This window comes from Nocardia sp. NPDC001965 (genome assembly GCF_053594175.1).
This window is the reverse complement of sequence record NZ_JBSFDZ010000015.1, coordinates 112,332-128,130: the sequence shown is the minus strand read 5'-3', so window position 1 is coordinate 128,130 and position 15,799 is coordinate 112,332. Positions and strand designations below refer to the sequence as shown.

14 protein-coding genes are annotated in these 15,799 nt (G+C 68.1%); 7 read left to right on the top strand and 7 right to left on the bottom strand.

Annotation, left to right across the window (positions count from 1 at the left end):
- The first annotated feature begins 2 nt into the window (after positions 1–2).
- From ACWCPQ_RS21575 to ACWCPQ_RS21565, 3 genes are all read left to right on the top strand, one after another.
- The gene (locus tag ACWCPQ_RS21575) at positions 3–1,520 is read left to right on the top strand and encodes an ATP-binding protein (RefSeq protein WP_449901540.1); all 1,518 of its coding nucleotides are present in this window, start codon (positions 3–5) and stop codon (positions 1,518–1,520) included.
- An 850-nt stretch (positions 1,521–2,370) separates the two neighbouring features.
- Complete coding sequence (locus ACWCPQ_RS21570) at positions 2,371–3,384, top strand: AurF N-oxygenase family protein (RefSeq protein WP_449901538.1); 1,014 nt, start codon at positions 2,371–2,373, stop codon at positions 3,382–3,384.
- A gap of 17 nt (positions 3,385–3,401) precedes the next feature.
- The gene (locus ACWCPQ_RS21565) at positions 3,402–4,991 is read left to right on the top strand and encodes an FAD-dependent oxidoreductase (protein WP_449901535.1); all 1,590 of its coding nucleotides are present in this window, start codon (positions 3,402–3,404) and stop codon (positions 4,989–4,991) included.
- An 85-nt stretch (positions 4,992–5,076) separates the two neighbouring features.
- Here ACWCPQ_RS21565 and ACWCPQ_RS21560 read toward each other — a convergent pair whose 3' ends face one another.
- Entirely contained in the window at positions 5,077–5,916 is an 840-nt protein-coding gene (locus tag ACWCPQ_RS21560) for an NAD(P)H-binding protein (RefSeq protein ID WP_449901533.1), read from the bottom strand.
- A 62-nt stretch (positions 5,917–5,978) separates the two neighbouring features.
- Between ACWCPQ_RS21560 and ACWCPQ_RS21555 the strand changes: the two genes are divergently transcribed.
- Entirely contained in the window at positions 5,979–6,377 is a 399-nt protein-coding gene (locus ACWCPQ_RS21555; protein WP_449901532.1) for a winged helix-turn-helix transcriptional regulator, read from the top strand.
- 26 nt (positions 6,378–6,403) lie between these two features.
- Here the strand turns inward: ACWCPQ_RS21555 and ACWCPQ_RS21550 are convergent, their stop codons facing one another.
- Complete coding sequence (locus ACWCPQ_RS21550; RefSeq protein WP_449901530.1) at positions 6,404–7,357, bottom strand: Lrp/AsnC family transcriptional regulator; 954 nt, start codon at positions 7,355–7,357, stop codon at positions 6,404–6,406.
- Positions 7,358–7,453: 96 nt separating this feature from the next.
- On the opposite strand from ACWCPQ_RS21550, the gene ACWCPQ_RS21545 reads away from it, so the two are divergent.
- Positions 7,454–8,323 (top strand): VOC family protein, encoded by an 870-nt coding sequence (locus ACWCPQ_RS21545; RefSeq protein ID WP_449901527.1) that lies wholly within the window; start codon positions 7,454–7,456, stop codon positions 8,321–8,323.
- A gap of 104 nt (positions 8,324–8,427) precedes the next feature.
- Here the strand turns inward: ACWCPQ_RS21545 and ACWCPQ_RS21540 are convergent, their stop codons facing one another.
- Positions 8,428–8,781 (bottom strand): hypothetical protein, encoded by a 354-nt coding sequence (locus ACWCPQ_RS21540; RefSeq protein ID WP_449901524.1) that lies wholly within the window; start codon positions 8,779–8,781, stop codon positions 8,428–8,430.
- A gap of 51 nt (positions 8,782–8,832) precedes the next feature.
- Positions 8,833–9,132 (bottom strand): hypothetical protein, encoded by a 300-nt coding sequence (locus ACWCPQ_RS21535; RefSeq protein WP_449901523.1) that lies wholly within the window; start codon positions 9,130–9,132, stop codon positions 8,833–8,835.
- A gap of 588 nt (positions 9,133–9,720) precedes the next feature.
- Between ACWCPQ_RS21535 and ACWCPQ_RS21530 the strand changes: the two genes are divergently transcribed.
- A complete protein-coding gene (locus ACWCPQ_RS21530) occupies positions 9,721–11,817 on the top strand; it encodes an Hsp70 family protein (RefSeq protein ID WP_449901521.1) in 2,097 nt (698 codons plus the stop codon).
- 83 nt (positions 11,818–11,900) lie between these two features.
- Positions 11,901–12,698 (top strand): HAD family hydrolase, encoded by a 798-nt coding sequence (locus tag ACWCPQ_RS21525; protein WP_449901520.1) that lies wholly within the window; start codon positions 11,901–11,903, stop codon positions 12,696–12,698.
- Positions 12,699–12,749: 51 nt separating this feature from the next.
- Here the strand turns inward: ACWCPQ_RS21525 and ACWCPQ_RS21520 are convergent, their stop codons facing one another.
- The 3 genes from ACWCPQ_RS21520 to cysD are packed head-to-tail and all read right to left on the bottom strand — an operon-like array spanning position 12,750 to position 15,761.
- Positions 12,750–13,499 carry a sirohydrochlorin chelatase gene (locus tag ACWCPQ_RS21520; protein ID WP_449901519.1) on the bottom strand — a complete coding sequence of 250 codons (750 nt, stop codon included), beginning with the start codon at positions 13,497–13,499 and terminating at the stop codon, positions 12,750–12,752.
- Positions 13,499–14,827 (bottom strand): sulfate adenylyltransferase subunit 1, encoded by a 1,329-nt coding sequence (locus ACWCPQ_RS21515; protein WP_449901517.1) that lies wholly within the window; start codon positions 14,825–14,827, stop codon positions 13,499–13,501. Before ACWCPQ_RS21515 ends, ACWCPQ_RS21520 begins: the two co-directional genes overlap by 1 nt.
- 1 nt (position 14,828) lies before the next feature.
- Entirely contained in the window at positions 14,829–15,761 is a 933-nt protein-coding gene (cysD, locus tag ACWCPQ_RS21510; RefSeq protein ID WP_449901515.1) for a sulfate adenylyltransferase subunit CysD, read from the bottom strand.
- Between the last annotated feature and the right edge of the window lie 38 nt (positions 15,762–15,799).

The following is a 15,799-nucleotide window of genomic DNA, read 5'->3' as shown; positions in this document are numbered from 1 at the left end:
CCATGGCACGTAATTCCCGTTCGGCGGCCGAGAAGCATTCGGTCGCACCGCTCGGCGGGCCCTGGCCGGACGAGCCCGCGCCGATGCGCCCACCGACCCCACTGACCCGCACCGTCTCGCTGCGGTGGCGGGTCACCCTGCTGGCCGCCTCACTGGTGGCGATCTTCGTGGCGATCACCTCGATCGCCGCCTACGCCATGGTGGCCCGAGCCCTCTACGGGCAGGTGGACGCGCAACTACGGGCCCGTGCCGCCACCATGATCAGCGGCGATATCGACAATATGGCCTTCCAGTCGCTGGGTGTGGCGACACTGTTCTCCAACGATATCGGCGTCGCGCTGATCTATCCGCCCGCGGATGCGGAAGCCACCCAGCGGTCGAGTCTGCCCGCCTATATTCCGCCACAGCCGACCACGCCGCCGATCGGGACCGAGGAGATCGCGGTGGCGCAGGGCACGCGCGACTCATCGCTGCGCACCTACAACAATCAGCGGGTACTGGCCGAGCGGATGGACTCCGGCGTCACCCTGATCATCTCGCAGCGGCTGGAGCCGACCCGCGAAGTGCTCGACCGGCTGGCCTGGCTGCTGTTCGCGGTCGGTGCCTGCGGCGTGGTCCTCGCCGCCGGTGCCGGGACAACGGTCGGCCGGACCGGTCTGCGCCCGATCGCCCGGCTCACCGCGGCCACCGAACGGATCGCCCGCACCGACGATCTGACTCCCATTCCGGTGACCGGTGACGACGAACTCGCCCGGCTCACCGAAAGTTTCAATACGATGCTGCGAGCCCTGACCGAATCCCGGGACCGGCAGCGGCGGCTGGTCGCCGACGCCGGGCACGAACTGCGCACCCCGCTCACCTCGTTGCGCACGAATATGGAATTACTCATCGCATCCAGTCGCCCCGAAGCTCCGGCCATCCCCGAAGAGGATATGGCCGAACTGCGATCGGACGTGGTCGCGCAGATCGAGGAACTCTCCAACCTGGTCGGGGACCTGGTGGACCTGGCCCGGGAGGATGCCCCCGAAACGGTGTACGAGCGCGTGGACCTCGGCGAGGTGACCGAACGCGCACTCGAACGGGTACGCCGCCGCGGTGCGGTCGGCTTCGCCGCCGAACTACGGCCGTGGTTCGTCTACGGCCACGAAGCCGCATTGGAACGCGCGATTCTCAATGTCCTCGACAATGCGGCGAAATGGAATCCGCCCGGCGAACAGGTCCGGGTGGTGATGGCCGAAACCGGTCGCGGACTCCTGGAATTATCGGTCGACGACGCCGGGCCGGGTATTCCACCGGGCGAACGCGAGCTGGTATTCGAGCGTTTCTATCGCACCACCGCCTCCCGTTCCATGCCCGGATCCGGACTGGGCCTGGCAATTGTGAAACAGGTCGTGACCAAACACGGCGGCACGATAGCGATCGACACCTCCGAACGCGGCGGAGCTCTCATTCGCATCGTATTGCCGGGCGAAAACCCACCCCCCGACGAATACCGCCCCGAAACTGTGGACGGCGAATAATTTCGCTGGGCCGGATAATTGCCAGAATTTCGCGGTCGTGCCGGAATATAAATCGATACGGCGGGTTGGGGCAGCAACAATCGGGTGTAGGGCGTGGTGGTTCGGGCGGGCGACGACGAGCGCGCGGCGAGCTGTCGGTCATGGGTTCACGCGCGCGCGAGCTGGTATTCGAGCGTTTCCATCGCATGTCAGGCGCGCTCCCGAAGCTGGATGCGCTCTGTCCGTGGGGAGGGGGCTCGTGGAAGACGGACTGTTTGTGGAGGTGGGGCGGTGAGCCTTCTCGTCAGGTGGGAGGTGGGTTGCTGCTTGTGGGGTCGGGGCGGTGAGGTTGCTCATGGTGGAGTGGGGAAGTGAGCTTGTGGGGAAGTGAGCCTTGTGGGGAGGTGAGCCTTGTGGGGAGGTGGGCTTGCCTCGTGGAGGTGAGGTGAGTTCGCGCGTCAGGTGGGAGGTGGGTTCGCGCGTGGAGGTGGGGAGGTGAGTTCGCGCGTGAAGGTGGGGATGTAGACCTGCTTGTGGAGGTGCTGTGTTTTTGGCGCGCTGGCGCGCGCGGGGTTGAGGCCCCCGAAGTCTCGCCGTTCAGGCCTCGAGACTCGCGCCTTCGGCGCATGCGCTTCGAGGCCTGAACGGCGAGACCAAGGGGGCCTCGACCCCGCGCGCGCCAGCGCGCCAAAAACACAGCACCTTCCCAAGCAAGCCCGCAGAGAACGCTCTGCGACCTCGCGAACTGCGGTGATGCTCGCCACGTCCGTGGTGTGACCCGGCCGTGCCGGGTAGTCCTGTTGACGTACCCGCGCGTAGCTGTAACTATGGGAAACAGTTAAGCCCGATTCATCGACGAGAGGCAGTGACGATGACGTCTTCAGCCACCACGGTCTCCGACGACCAACTGGTCGCGCAGGCTCAGGAATACGCGGAGAAGCTGTTGCTGCTGTCGGAGGGCTCCGTCAACCGGAATTTCGATCCGTTCACCGATATCGACTGGGATCATCCCGACTTCGCCGCCGATACCCGGCCGGAGCGGTGGATTCTGCCGAAATCCGGGGATACGGTCGGTCGCCACCCCTGGTACGAGGCGCTGTCGCACGAGCAGAAGATCGCGCTGGGCAAGTACCGCCAGGCCAATGTCGCCAAGGTGGGTCTGCAGTTCGAAGCCATCCTGATCAGCGGCATGATGCAGCACATCTTCGGCCTGCCCAACGGTGACCCGGAGTTCCGCTATTGCTCTCACGAGATGATCGAGGAGCACAACCACACCCTGATGTTCCAGGAGATGGTCAACCGGATCGGCGTCGACGTTCCGGGGATGGGCCCACTGGTACGTCAGATCCGGCATATCGCGGTACCGGTCGCGGTCGCCTTCCCGAACCTGTTCTTCATGGCGGTGCTCGGCGGCGAGGAACCGATCGATCACATCCAGAAGGAAGTGTTGCGGTCCGGTGAGGAAGTGCACCCCATCATGCGCGGCGTGATGGCCATCCACGTGGCCGAGGAAGCTCGCCACATCTCCTTCGCCCACGAATTCCTGAAGAAGCACGTCCCGGAATCCTCGGCTCGTAACAAGTTCGTGCTGTCGCTGGCCATGCCGATCGTCATGTGGATCCTGGGCCGCGCCATCGTGACCCCGCCCAAGGCGTTCTTCGACGAGTTCGATATCCCGGACAGCGTGCGCAAGGAGCTCTTCTTCGGCTCCGACGACGCCAAGCAGACCTTCAGCGACTACTTCGGTGACGTTCGCGCTCTCGCGAAGGAGATCGGCCTCATGAATCCGGTCGCCAGGCGGGTCTGGAAGGCGCTCGGTATCGACGGGCACACCACCCGGTACCGGTCCGAGCCGTTGCGCGCGGTCTCCGGCAAAGCGGCCTGAGCGGCGGTAGTACCTCCATGCCCTACGTCGTCACCCAGTCGTGCTGTAGCGACGCGTCCTGCGTGTACGCCTGCCCGGTCAATTGCATCCACCCCACCCCGGACGAACCGGATTTCCGGACCGCGGACATGCTCTATGTCGATCCGGCCGCGTGCGTGGACTGCGGGGCCTGTGCCTCGGCCTGTCCGGTGGACGCCATCACGTCCTCGAAGAAACTCACTGCGGAGCAGCAGCCGTTCATCGAGATCAACGCCGATTTCTACCGGCAGTCACGGCCGCGTCCGCTGCTGGCGCCGCCGGTTCCGGCACCGGCGATCGACACCACCGAGCGTGGACCGCTGCGGGTCGCGGTGGTCGGTTCCGGGCCGTCCGCGATGTACGCGGCCGACGAACTGCTCACCCGGCCCGATGTGCGGGTCACGGTTTTCGACCGGTTGCCCGCTCCCTACGGCCTGGCCCGCTACGGCGTCGCACCGGACCACACGAAGACCCGGCAGGTCGCGGAGCTGTTCGATGTGATGTCGCGGCAGCCCGGTTTCGGCTCCTACTTCGATGTGGAAGTGGGCAAACATATTTCGCACGAGGAACTGCTCGCCTACCACCACGCCGTGGTCTACGCGGTCGGCGCGTCCACCGACCGCAAACTGGGTATCCCGGGTGAGGGTCTGGCCGGAAATGTGTCGGCGACCGATTTCGTGGCCTGGTACAACGGGCATCCCGATCACCAGCATCACGAATTCGATCTGTCGCAGCACCGGGTCGTGATCGTCGGCAACGGCAATGTCGCGCTCGATGTCGCCCGCATCCTGACGACCGATCCGGAAGAACTGGCGGGTACCGATATCTCACCGGTCGCCCTCGACGCGCTGCGCCGCAGCGCCGTCCGCGAGGTCGTGGTGCTGGGTCGGCGCGGCCCCGCCGAATCGGCGTTCACGGTTCCCGAATTCGTCGGGCTGCTCGGGACCGATGTGGATATCGTCGTCGACGGTGATATCCCGCCGGCCGCCGCGGACCGGCCCTATCAGGTCGAACAGAAACTGAAGCTGCTACGCGGGGTGGCCGAACGGCCGATCGGGCAGCGGCGGCGGATCGTCTTCCGTTACCGGAGCGCTCCCGGCCGGATCCTCGGCCCGGATACCGTCACCGGTATCGAGGTCGACCGCACCGAACCGGTGACCGGGGCCGACGGTCGCGTCGGCGCGGTGGCCACCGGCGATCTCGACCTGCTCGAGACCGGTCTGGTACTCACCTCGGTCGGTTACCGGGGTGTGCCGACGCCCGGCCTGCCCTTCGACGAGCAGCGCGGAGTCATCCCGAACCAGGCCGGCCGGGTTCTCGACGGTACGGACGGCGCGGTGTTCCCGGCCACGTATGTCACGGGCTGGATCAAGCGTGGGCCCACCGGTTTCATCGGCACCAACAAATCCTGCGCTCAGGAGACCGTGCGGCAATTGGCCGACGATTTCAATGCCGGCCGCCTGCCCGCGCCCGCCGGAAGCGCGGACGCTTTCGACCGGCTGTTGCGTACTCGTCGCCCGCAGGCGCGGGCCGCGGGGGCGGTGCTGCGGCCCGCGAAATCCGGGCGAGGTTTCTTCAGCCGGGCCTGATCGCCTTCCGCTGTGACCCGTGCCGGACGGCGGCCCCGGCGGACCCGGTAGACCGGCCGCGCGCCGGGGCTCCGCCGCGACGATGTCAGCGGAAGTCGGCCGCATGGTCCTGCGCCCATTGCGCGAACGCGCGACCCGGCCGGCCGGTGATCTGCTCGACGATCGTCGACACTTCGGGCGGTGCCACGGTTCCCGCCCGCCATCCGGCCAGGACCGCCTCCACTCCGATGGCGGGCATGGTGGTGCCGAGGTCGGCCCGCGCCTGTTCGACGGATATCTCCTCGACAGAGATCTCCCGGCCGGTCGCTGTCGCGATATCGGCGACCTGTTGCCGCAGTGTCGATGCCGCGGGGCCCCACACGGGATAGGCCCGGCCCTGATGCCCCGGCTCGGTCAGGGCGGTGACCGCCAGTGCCGCCAGGTCTTGCTCGTGTACCGGTGCCGTCTGCGCTTCGGGATACGGCATCCGGACGACGCCCTCATTGCGGATGGACTTCTGCCACCACCACAGGGAGTTGGTCGCGAACATGCCGGGGCGGATGAACGTCGAACCGACGCCGGAGTTCTCCAGGGCGGACTCGACGTCGGCGTGCATTCGCGCGATCGGGTTGTCCGCGGCGTTGCTCTGCGTGATCGCGCCGGAGGACAGGAGGACCACCTGCTGCACGCCGGCGTCGCGGGCCGCCGCCACGAAACCGGCGACGCCCGCCGGGACGGCGTAGAGGAATACGCGTTCGGCGCCGTCGAGCGCGGCGGGCAGGGTTTCGGGGCGCTCCAGATCGGCTGTCACGATCTGTGTCCCCGGCGGGAAGCCGCCCGCGCCGGGCTCCCTGCTCGCCGCCCGGACCTGTTCGCCTCTGTCGACGAGTCCCGCCGCGACGTGGCGGCCGACATTACCTCTGGCTCCGAAAACAACTGTGACCATGGCAGCAGCTTAGATCTGGGGCTTACCAAGAGTAAGTACATACCTCGAGGTAAGCTCCGGGTATGGCGGTAGGCAAGCAGTTGGACGGGGTCACCTGGCCACTCACGAGTGACGCATTCAACAGTGACTGCCCCGCCCGTGAAGTACTCGACCACATCACCGGCCGCTGGGGTGTGCTGATCCTGACCGCACTGAGTGCCCGCTCCTTACGGTTCTCCGAGCTGCACGGGGTGATCGGCGGGATCAGCGAGAAGATGTTGTCGCAGACGCTGCGCACACTGGTACGCGACGGTCTGGTCGAGCGCGTGGTGGAGCCCAGCACGCCGCCACGGGTGCGTTACGAGATCACCGCACTCGGCCGGGGGCTCACCGAATCGTTACAGCAGCTCCTGGACTGGATCCGTCGGCACACAGCCGAAGTGGTGGCCGCCCAGCGTCGGTACGACCGGCAGGAACGCTGACCCGATCCGTCCCGGGTGCCCGTGGGTCAGCCCGGCCGATGAGCCGGGGCTGAGGCGAAACGTTTGGCGTACGAAGTGACCTGCGCCGTTTCGACCCGTTCGATACCGGGCAGTGCCGCGATCCGCTCGGTGAGATAGGTGTACAGCGACTCGGCGTCGCGACTTATCGTCACGGCGAACAGGTTGTGGCTACCGGTGGTCGCGCCGAGATAGGCCGTACCGGGATCCGCGGCCAGGTTCGCCGCGACCGACGCCGATCGGGTGGGGTGCACCGAGAGCCACAGCGCGCACTGTACGGAGAAGCCGAATGCCGCGGGCTCCACCTCGATATCGAAACGCAGCGCTCCGGCGGCACGCAGTTCGGTCAGGCGCCGACGTACCGCGGATTCCGACCAGTCCACCTGCCGCGCCAGGTCCGCGCAGGCTGCCCGGCCGTCGGCGGCGAGGGCGTGGAACAGCCGGTGGTCCAGATCGGTGAGCCGGATCGGCACCGGAGTGGCCGGATCGCTCGCCGGGATCCCGGCGAGCTGCTGGTCGGTGAGCGCGGAAGTGCGCCCGCGCCAGCGGTTGGCCATCAGCTGACGTAACAGCCGCGCAGCGGTGACCTCGACGATATCGGGGTGCCGGGAGAGGGCCGCCAGCGGCGGCGTACCGGTACCGGGAACACAGAAGACACAGACGATCTCGGTTCCGGCGGACAGCTCGGTCACCCAGGCGGTGTCCTGCCGCGCGGCCAGGGCCCGGGCGACCCCGGCGGCCCCGGCCGGCCGGACCCGCAGGCGTACGAGCCAGCGCGCTTCCGCGGCGAGATGACGATGTGGCACCGCGCTGACACGGAGCGCTCCGGTGGCCCGGAGGCGCCCGAACCGTCGGGCCACGGTGCGGTCCGAGATATCCAGGACGGCGGCGATCCTGCTGAACGGCGCGCGCGCATCGACCTGGAGAGCGTGCAGGAGACGCTGGTCTACCACGTCGAGCATGACCGGATCCACCACAACAGGATAGATGCGTGCCGGAATCCGGCGTGATGTGCGCAGCCGGGTGACCGGATGCGGACGGCACCGCAGTATCGCTTCATGACCAGTACTGTTCACGGTATCCACCACACCGGGCTCGTCACTCGCGACCTCGACGGCCTGACCCGGCGCTTCGAATCGTTCGGTTTCACCTCGAGTCCGCGATCCAGGCATCTGCTCAGCGAGCGGCCCGGCGAGCCGCCGGTATACGGCTGCACGGCCAACCAGTGCATCTTGTTCGGCGACTCCTATATCGAGCTACTGGGCATCGTGGACGATTCGGCCCCGGACCCCTGGCACACCGCGCGGATGGGGGAGGGCTTCCGGCTGATCAATTTCGAAACCGACGACGCGGCGGCCGCGTACGAGCGCCTGAACGGATCGCTGCCCCTCGGATCCGGGGTACTGGACCTGGAACGGGAGGTGGACACCGAAGACGGTACCCGGACCGTGCGTGCCCGCGCGGTGCATCTCGATCCGCGATCGACACCGGAGGGTTTCGTCGGTATCGCCCAGCATCTCACCCGGCAGTATGTGCACCAGCCCCGCTATCTCGAGCACGCCAACGGTGCCCGGGGACTGGGCTCGGTGCTGATGGTGGCCGCCGACTCCGACTTCGAGGCGATCCTGGACCGTTATGCCCTGCTGCTCGGCGCCGAACCCGGTCGCGAAGGACCCGGGGCCGTGCTGGAATCGGGGGGCGCGCGGCTCGTGATCGTCCGCGCATCCGACGCCGAGCGTGTGCTGCCCGGGGAACCTGTACCCGGGGGCTCGTATCCGGCCGCGATGACGATCGTCGTCGACGATCTCGGGCGGGCCCGCCGAGCGGTCGAGAGCGGGTCTGTCGAGACCCGCTCCACCGGGAACGGGTTCTTCGTCTCCGCGCGCGACGCCTACGGGACAGGGTTGTTCTTCACCACCGCCGGATGACCGCGCCGACATCGTGCTCCGTCGGTGTGGACTGCGATCCGGTGTGCGAGCGGCCGTCTACGGGACACGTCGGTGCGTGCCCGTCGGGGTGCCCGCAGTCGGGATCATTCGCCGGCGAGCCGCTCGTTCACCAGTTCCAGCGCCGCGCGTACGACGACTCGATCCTTTTCCTTCTCCGCTTCGGTGAGGAGGGTATAGGGCAATCGCTGGTCGGCGGGCGCCCGCTCGTGGTTCCGGTCCAGCCAGGCGATATGAACACGTTCGCTCGCGCCTTCGAGGAACTCCGTGGTGCCCGGGTCACGCCCGGCGAGGTATTCGTCGAGCACCAGATCGATCGCCACCTTCGCTGATTCGTAGTTATCCCTGCGGAAGTCGAAAGGCAGGTCACGATAGGCGGTTCGGACGAGGTACACCTGATCGATGTCGTGTTCGCTGATCCATTCGAGGTCGTGGATCACCGTCTTCGGTGGTAGATCGGCTCGACCCTTCTCGCTGAGCCGCTCGGTACGTCACTTCTCGTGTAAGCGCGCAGCCAGTTCATCGAACAACTCGTAGGATCGCGCCTTCAGCTCCTGCGCCGTGGGCCCTCGTCGCGGCTGCCGGGTGATCTGGGCGAGGTCGCGGCGGCCGCCGGGTTCCACGTCCGGAACCGAGACGGCATCGCGGCCCACCCCGGGAAGTCTTCCGCTCGCCGTATGCGCGATCTCGCCGACTGTACGGATCCGGGCCCCGATCGCATGTGCGGCGCTCCGGGTGATGACCTGCAACTTCTGCAGTAATTCTGTGAGCTGGTACGGCTTCCCGACCATGCCGGTCCTCTCGGTGACGCCTCTGTGGGCGGCCGACCACAGCGACCGCCGAGAACCGTAGCGGTACGAACAGCACAGTCCGCCGCCCGGGAACCCACCCTGCGTGCGCCGGAATTCGATGGAGTCGCGGTCGGGATGGCGACCGGCAGCGCCGCGTAGTCGGTGAATCACACGGCTATCGGGCAGTTTTCATCATTCCGGGCCCGATGCGGCAATGACACGCGCTGCGCTGTGTCGTCGAATCCTTCGATAGTAGCTATCGATCCGTTACCGGCAGGCAGTCACGGCCGTTCCCGAGAAAAGATGTCATCCGGCTTTACGTGCGGACAGGGCCGAGGACACGTAGTCGTCCTGTGTGAATGGTTGAATAATCGCTGCTCATGATGCTTTACCTGTGATGAGCAATTATGAACTTCCGGTCTGTTTTCATCGGAGTGAACGGGGAGTTGTTCCGTAACAGCACTTTTCATTGCCGATTGTTCGATCTGTCGACGGCTTTGCAGCTAATCTGTGGACGCTGTTTGGAAACGACCGCGCCCATGGCTCTTTCGGAAGGACGTGGTCTCGGTGCGTTGACGGGATAGCAAATTGACTTCTGGGCTGGGTATCAGTATCGGCACGGTGAACGTGGTCTCCGCACGTGTCGGGACACCCGACACGCGGCCGGTGACCCGGACACGGCGGACAGCCGTCGGATTCGACAGCGGCGGCACCGCGCGACTCGGCGGGATCACCCGCTTCTCCACGGCCGTCAGCGAATTCGCCGATCTTGGGCGGAATCCGGAAGCGGTGTACGTGGACGGACGGATCTGGGCACCGGCCACGATCTTCGCCTCGGTGGTACAGGGCCTGGTCACCGCCGAACCGGCCGCCGCGGTGGTGGTGACCCATCCCGCCGGGTACAGCCGTAAACACCTCGACCTACTCCGGCAGAGCCTGGATCTCGCCGGCGTGGGGCATGTCCAGCTGGTGCCGGAGCCGGTGGCCGCCGCGCACTGGCTCGATACCGAACACGGACCGCTGGACTCGGGTTTCGTCCTGGTCTACGACCTGGGCGGCAACAGTCTCGATGTCGCGGTGGTCCGGACCGGACCGGACTGGCCGCACCATCCGGTGGTCGGGCGTCCGGTCCGCTCCTACGAGTTCGGCGCCCGGCCGCTGGGCGCGATGATCGCTCGCTGCGCCGGCGACCGGGCCATCGGGCCGGCCGAGCCGGCCACCGGCGCCGTATCGCTCATGTCCTTCGTCGACCCGGAGGGGCTGCGCCGCGAGCATGTGCGCGATTCTCTGGAAGTGGTGCGGGCAGCAGTACGTTCGGCCGGAGTGGTGCTCTCCGATATCGATCGGGTGCTGGTGGTAGGTGGTGCCGCACGACCCCCACAGGTGGCCGAGACCCTCGCCGAACTCGGCCTGCCGGTGACCGTGGCCGCAGATTCCGGGCAGTGCATCGCGCTCGGTGCCGCCGCGATGGCCGCGGAGAGCGTGGCGCCGGCCGATCCCGGCCGGGTGAAGCATCCACCGATATTCTCGGGCGCCGCACTCTTCTCGGCGGTCGCCATGTCCGCGGCGACCATCCTGGGCAGCGGGCCGGCCGATACCGAACAGCCGGACCAGGACCGGATTCCGGTGCAGGATCCGGGGCCGGTGCTCTTCGAGATCCACGGCGAGGCGAAGGTGGAGCGGTCGGGTACCGGATGGACGGTGTCCTATGCGCCCCTGGGGCCGACGGCGCAGATCGCCCCCGCCGCGTCCACCCGGCCCTACGGCCCGCCCATGCCCGGTTCCGCGCCCGGGCCGGTCCGAGTGGCGCCGGGCGGGGCGGGTGGCTCCGGCGCCGGAACACACCACGCCCCGCAGGACGACCACCCGGAATCCGCTCCGCATCACGATGATCCCGCCCGATTCGGCGGTTCGCCGTTCGGGAGTCCCGGCGTGCTGCTTCCGCCGCGCACGGTCCCGGACCCGGCGCAGCCCCTGCCCGGAGACGAGGGGGCCGGCCACCCCGGTCCCGGCGATTCACCGGGCGGCACCGGGCCCGGTGGGGGCACCGGCGGTCCGTCCGGCGGCGGCGTGCCGGGCAACGGGTCTCCCGGTGTGCCCGATATCCCGGGTGTGCCCGACGCTCCCGGTGCGCCCGATATCGGGATCCCGGGCTCGACGCCGGACCACGGCGAAGACTCGGCGGGCGGGGGCTGGTCCGGCGGGCTGCCGGGCGGATGGTCGCCGCCGGGCCGGGCCGATTCGGATGACGGTGGCGACCCCGGCGGTCCGTCCGGCGGCGACGGTTCCGGCGCTGCCGGCGGCGGTGGCGAGAGCGGTGGGTCCGCTTCCGGGCCCGCCGCGGGGTCCGGCGGCGCAGATTCCGGAACCGATGACAGCTCGGGCGGTCCCGCATCCGGACATTCCGGAGCCGCCGACTCCACGGGCGGGTCCGACGGCGCCGGTGGTTCGAACGGTTTCGGCGGTTCGAACGGTTTCGGTGGTCGTACGGGGCCCGGCGGGTTCGGTCGCGATTCGGATTCCGGTCCGTCCGGCGGCTCGGTTTCCTCCGGAGATTCACACGACGGTGGCTCGACAGCTGGTGGCTCGAAATCCGGGGGCTCGAAATCCTCCGGTGGTGACGGCGGATCGTCACGCGGCGGGAACTCGCGTGGCGGGGCCGCCCGGGGCGGATCGCACCACTGAGCGGTCGTGCGCAGGCCCGGCCGGGTGGCCGGTTCCGGAAAACCGCGTGCGAGCAGGTGGCCGGGCGCGGCACAATCGATCGGGTGGACACTGACGGGGGCCCACCGCGGCTGATCGCGCTCGATGTGGACGGAACACTGCTGCGAACCGGCGCTCGGGTGAGCGCCCGGGTGACCGCCGCGGTGCGTGCGGCTGTCGGCGCCGGTGTCCATGTCGTGGTGAGCACCGGCCGCACCGTGATCTCCACCCGGCCTGTCCTCGACCAGCTCGGTCTGGTGCAGGGCCATGCCATCTGCTCCAACGGCGCGGTGCACATCGATATCCAGCAGACCGTCCCGGTGGCGGTGCACCATTTCGATCCCGCGCCCGCCGTCACCGCATTGCGACAACTCTTCCCGGACATGATCTTCACAGCCGAACGGGTCGGTCAGGGCTTCTGGGCCACCGGTATGAGTCCGGGGGAGTACTACGCCGGCGGCGAATACGTCGTCGTCGACGATCACACCCTGGGCAGCGAACCCACACCGCGCCTGAACTGCTGGTGGCCCCAGGGCGCCCCGGACGAGATGCACCGGTTGCTGGAGGGCCTGGCATTGCCGGAGATCAGCTGGGTGTACGGCGAATTCGGGCCCTGGCTCACCATTTCCCGGCACGGAGTCTCCAAGGGCTGGGCACTGGAACACCTGCGCGGCCTGCTCGACATTCCGCGGACCGCCACCCTGGCCATCGGCGACGGATTCAACGATCGTGAGATGTTCGCCTGGGCCGGACATTCGGTGGCAATGGCGAACGCACCGGTGGAATTGCACGGTCTGGCCGACGAGGTCACCGATGATGTCGAGGCCGACGGGGTGGCCACCGTGCTGGAACGCTGGTTCTGATCTCCGGACCGCGCATCGGGTGCCCGGGTCTCCGGGCGGGAACAGAAGTTATCAGGCCGACAGCGGCAGGGCGCGGGTGAGCGCGTTGTCGTAGCGGTCCCAGACGATCTCGGCGAGGGCCGGGTCCGGGCCGAGAACTCCGGCATGCGGGAGCAGCGGTTGCTGACCGCGGAGCCGGTCGATGAGCCGGCCGGGGGCGAGGAACCAGGGTGCGAGCAGGAGCCGGTCGGCGCCGCGGGCCCGCAACCGGGCCGATGCCCGCGCGAGAGTGGGTTCCGCGGTGGCGAAGCATATTTCGGTGCGAATACCGGTGCGGGCGGCGAATTCACCGGCCAGCCCGGCCGTCTTGCGGTTCGCGGCGGCCGATGACGATCCGACCGCGGCCAGTGCGATACCGAGCCGTTCGGGCTCGGTATCCCAACCGCGCGCCGCGCATTCCGCGTGGACGCGCGCGTGGAGGAGTCCGAGCAGGCGTGGGTCCGCGCCCAGCACCTGGGCCTGGGTGAGCTCCAGCCGGGGATGACGGGTGGTCGCGCTCGCCAGCAGCGCGGGCAGGTCCACCCGGGCATGGAACGCGCTGCCCAGCAGGAGTGGGACGACCACCGCGTGGGTCTCCCCGGCGGCGGCGATCGAGTCCAGTACCTGTCCGACCGCGGGCGCATTCAGATCCAGGAAGGCCAGGCGCGCCGGTGTCCCGGGACGTGCGGCCCGAACCTGCGCCAGGAGTGCGGCGACGGTGGCGGCGGACCGGGGGTCCCGGCTGCCGTGTGCCACCGCCACCAGCGTGGGACTGTCCGGCATCAGGCCTCGGTTCCGACCTCGACCGCCGTGAGCACATCGCCGACCAGGCCCGCCGCGAGTGTGTTACCACCCGCCGGGTCGATGAGCAGGAAACTGCCGGTGTGCCGGTTGGTCCGGTAATCGTCGGCCGCGATCGGTTCGGCGACCCGCACCGAGATCCGGCCGATATCGTTGAGCGACAGCGTCTCCGGGTCCGGTTCGGCGGCCAGGCGCTGTTCGTCGAAACGCTCGGTGAGCGCGCCGACGATCGCCTGGGTGGTGCGGGTGCCGTGCTTGAGCAGCAGCCGGGCGCCGGGACGCAGCGGTTTGTCGCCGAGCCAGCAGACGGTGGCGTCGAAGGTGTCCACCGGTTCCGGTGCGTCGGCCGGGGAAGCGAGGGTGTCACCACGCGAGATATCGACCTCGTCGGCCAGTATCAGCGTGACACTGCGACCGGCCTGGGCGACGGCCAGTTCACCGTCGGGAGTGTCGATCCGTTCGACGGTGGTGCGGATACCGGAGGGCAGTACCACCACCTCGTCGCCGGGTGCTACCGACCCCGCCGCGATCTGACCCGCGTATCCGCGGTAGTCCGGGTGCTCCGGTGTCCGCGGCCGGATCACGTACTGCACCGGGAAGCGCAGGCCCACCGCATGGTCACCGGAATTGTCCGCATCCACGGGTACCGATTCCAGATGCTCGATCAGGGACGGGCCGCTGTAATACGGGGTCCGGTCGGAGCGGGTGGCGATATTGTCGCCGTTCAGTGCCGAGACCGGAATCTCCAGTACGTCCTCGTCCGACCAGCCGAGGGTCCGGGTGAGATGCGAGAACTCCGCCGAGATCTCGGCGAAGACCTTGGCGGCCGCGGCCTGCTGCGCCTGCTCGCTGGGCTCGTCCCCGCCGATGAGGTCGATCTTGTTGACTGCCAGCACCAGCTTCGGCACGCCCAGCAGTGCCAGCACCGCGGCATGGCGGCGCGTCTGCTCGATAACCCCCTTGCGCGCGTCCACCAGCAGGATCACCAGTTGGGCGGTGGAAGCGCCGGAGACGGTGTTGCGGGTGTACTGCACATGTCCAGGGGTGTCGGCCAGGACGAACGACCGCTGCGGGGTCGCGAAGTAGCGGTAGGCGACATCGATGGTGATGCCCTGCTCCCGTTCGGCTCGCAGACCGTCCACCAGCAGCGACAGGTCGGGGGTGGACAGGCCCTTGTCCACCGACGCCCGGGTCACCGCGTCGATCTGGTCGGCGAGCACGGATTTGGTGTCGTAGAGCAGACGTCCGACCAGGGTGGACTTGCCGTCGTCGACAGAACCGGCGGTGGCCAGCCTCAGTAGGTCGGACATATCAGAAGTAACCCTCTCGTTTGCGGTCTTCCATGGCGGCTTCGGAGACCCGGTCGTCACCACGGGTCGCGCCGCGTTCGGTCAGCCGGGAAGCGGCGACCTCGGCCAGGATGGCCGCGTTGTCGGCGGCGTCGGACAGGATGGCGCCGGTGGTGGAGCCGTCGCCGACGGTGCGGTAGCGCACCGAACGGGTCTCGAGGACCTCACCGTCGTTCGGGCCACCCCAGCTGCCGGGAGTCATCCACATGCCGTCGCGCTGGTACACCGGACGCTGGTGTGCGTAGTAGATGGTGGCCAGTTCCACGTTCTCCCGCGCGATATAGCGCCAGATATCGAGCTCGGTCCAGTTGGACAGCGGGAACACCCGGACGTGCTCGCCCGGAGCGTGCCGGCCGTTGTACAGGTTCCACAGTTCGGGTCGCTGCCGCTTCGGATCCCACTGGCCGAAGGCGTTGCGCAGCGAGAAGATCCGCTCCTTGGCGCGGGAGCGTTCCTCGTCGCGGCGGCCGCCACCGAAGACCGCGTCGAAGCGGTTGTCGGTGATGGCGTCCAGCAGTGGCACGGTCTGCAGCGGATTGCGGATACCGTCCGGGCGTTCGGTGAGGCGGCCGTCGGCGAGGTAGTCCTCGACGCTCGCCACGTGCAGCCGCAGACCGTACTTCTCGACCACGTGATCACGGAACTCGAGCACCTCGGGCAGGTTGTGCCCGGTGTCCACGTGCAGCAGTGCGAACGGCAGCGGTGCCGGCCAGAAGGCCTTGAGTGCCAGGTGCAGCAGGACAGTGGAGTCCTTACCGCCGGAGAACAGGATCACCGGGCGTTCGAATTCGCCCGCGACCTCGCGGAAGATATGGATGGCTTCCGATTCCAGTGCGGCCAGGGTATCGAAATCCGAGAGCCCGATGGAGCGTTCGGTGGTGAATACATCGGTCATGCTGTGTCCTTTTCTGCATGCCCGAGGGGCCCTACGTG

Bases quoted from the DNA above. Each gene is read 5' to 3' on its own strand.
- ACWCPQ_RS21575 (WP_449901540.1), top strand. From the start codon at position 3: ATGGCACGTAATTCCCGTTCGGCGGCCGAGAAGCATTCGGTCGCACCG.
- ACWCPQ_RS21570 (WP_449901538.1), top strand. From the start codon at position 2,371: ATGACGTCTTCAGCCACCACGGTCTCCGACGACCAACTGGTCGCGCAG.
- ACWCPQ_RS21565 (WP_449901535.1), top strand. From the start codon at position 3,402: ATGCCCTACGTCGTCACCCAGTCGTGCTGTAGCGACGCGTCCTGCGTG.
- ACWCPQ_RS21560 (WP_449901533.1), bottom strand. From the start codon at position 5,916: ATGGTCACAGTTGTTTTCGGAGCCAGAGGTAATGTCGGCCGCCACGTC.
- ACWCPQ_RS21555 (WP_449901532.1), top strand. From the start codon at position 5,979: ATGGCGGTAGGCAAGCAGTTGGACGGGGTCACCTGGCCACTCACGAGT.
- ACWCPQ_RS21550 (WP_449901530.1), bottom strand. From the start codon at position 7,357: ATGCTCGACGTGGTAGACCAGCGTCTCCTGCACGCTCTCCAGGTCGAT.
- ACWCPQ_RS21545 (WP_449901527.1), top strand. From the start codon at position 7,454: ATGACCAGTACTGTTCACGGTATCCACCACACCGGGCTCGTCACTCGC.
- ACWCPQ_RS21535 (WP_449901523.1), bottom strand. From the start codon at position 9,132: ATGGTCGGGAAGCCGTACCAGCTCACAGAATTACTGCAGAAGTTGCAG.
- ACWCPQ_RS21520 (WP_449901519.1), bottom strand. From the start codon at position 13,499: ATGCCGGACAGTCCCACGCTGGTGGCGGTGGCACACGGCAGCCGGGAC.
- ACWCPQ_RS21515 (WP_449901517.1), bottom strand. From the start codon at position 14,827: ATGTCCGACCTACTGAGGCTGGCCACCGCCGGTTCTGTCGACGACGGC.
- cysD (WP_449901515.1), bottom strand. From the start codon at position 15,761: ATGACCGATGTATTCACCACCGAACGCTCCATCGGGCTCTCGGATTTC.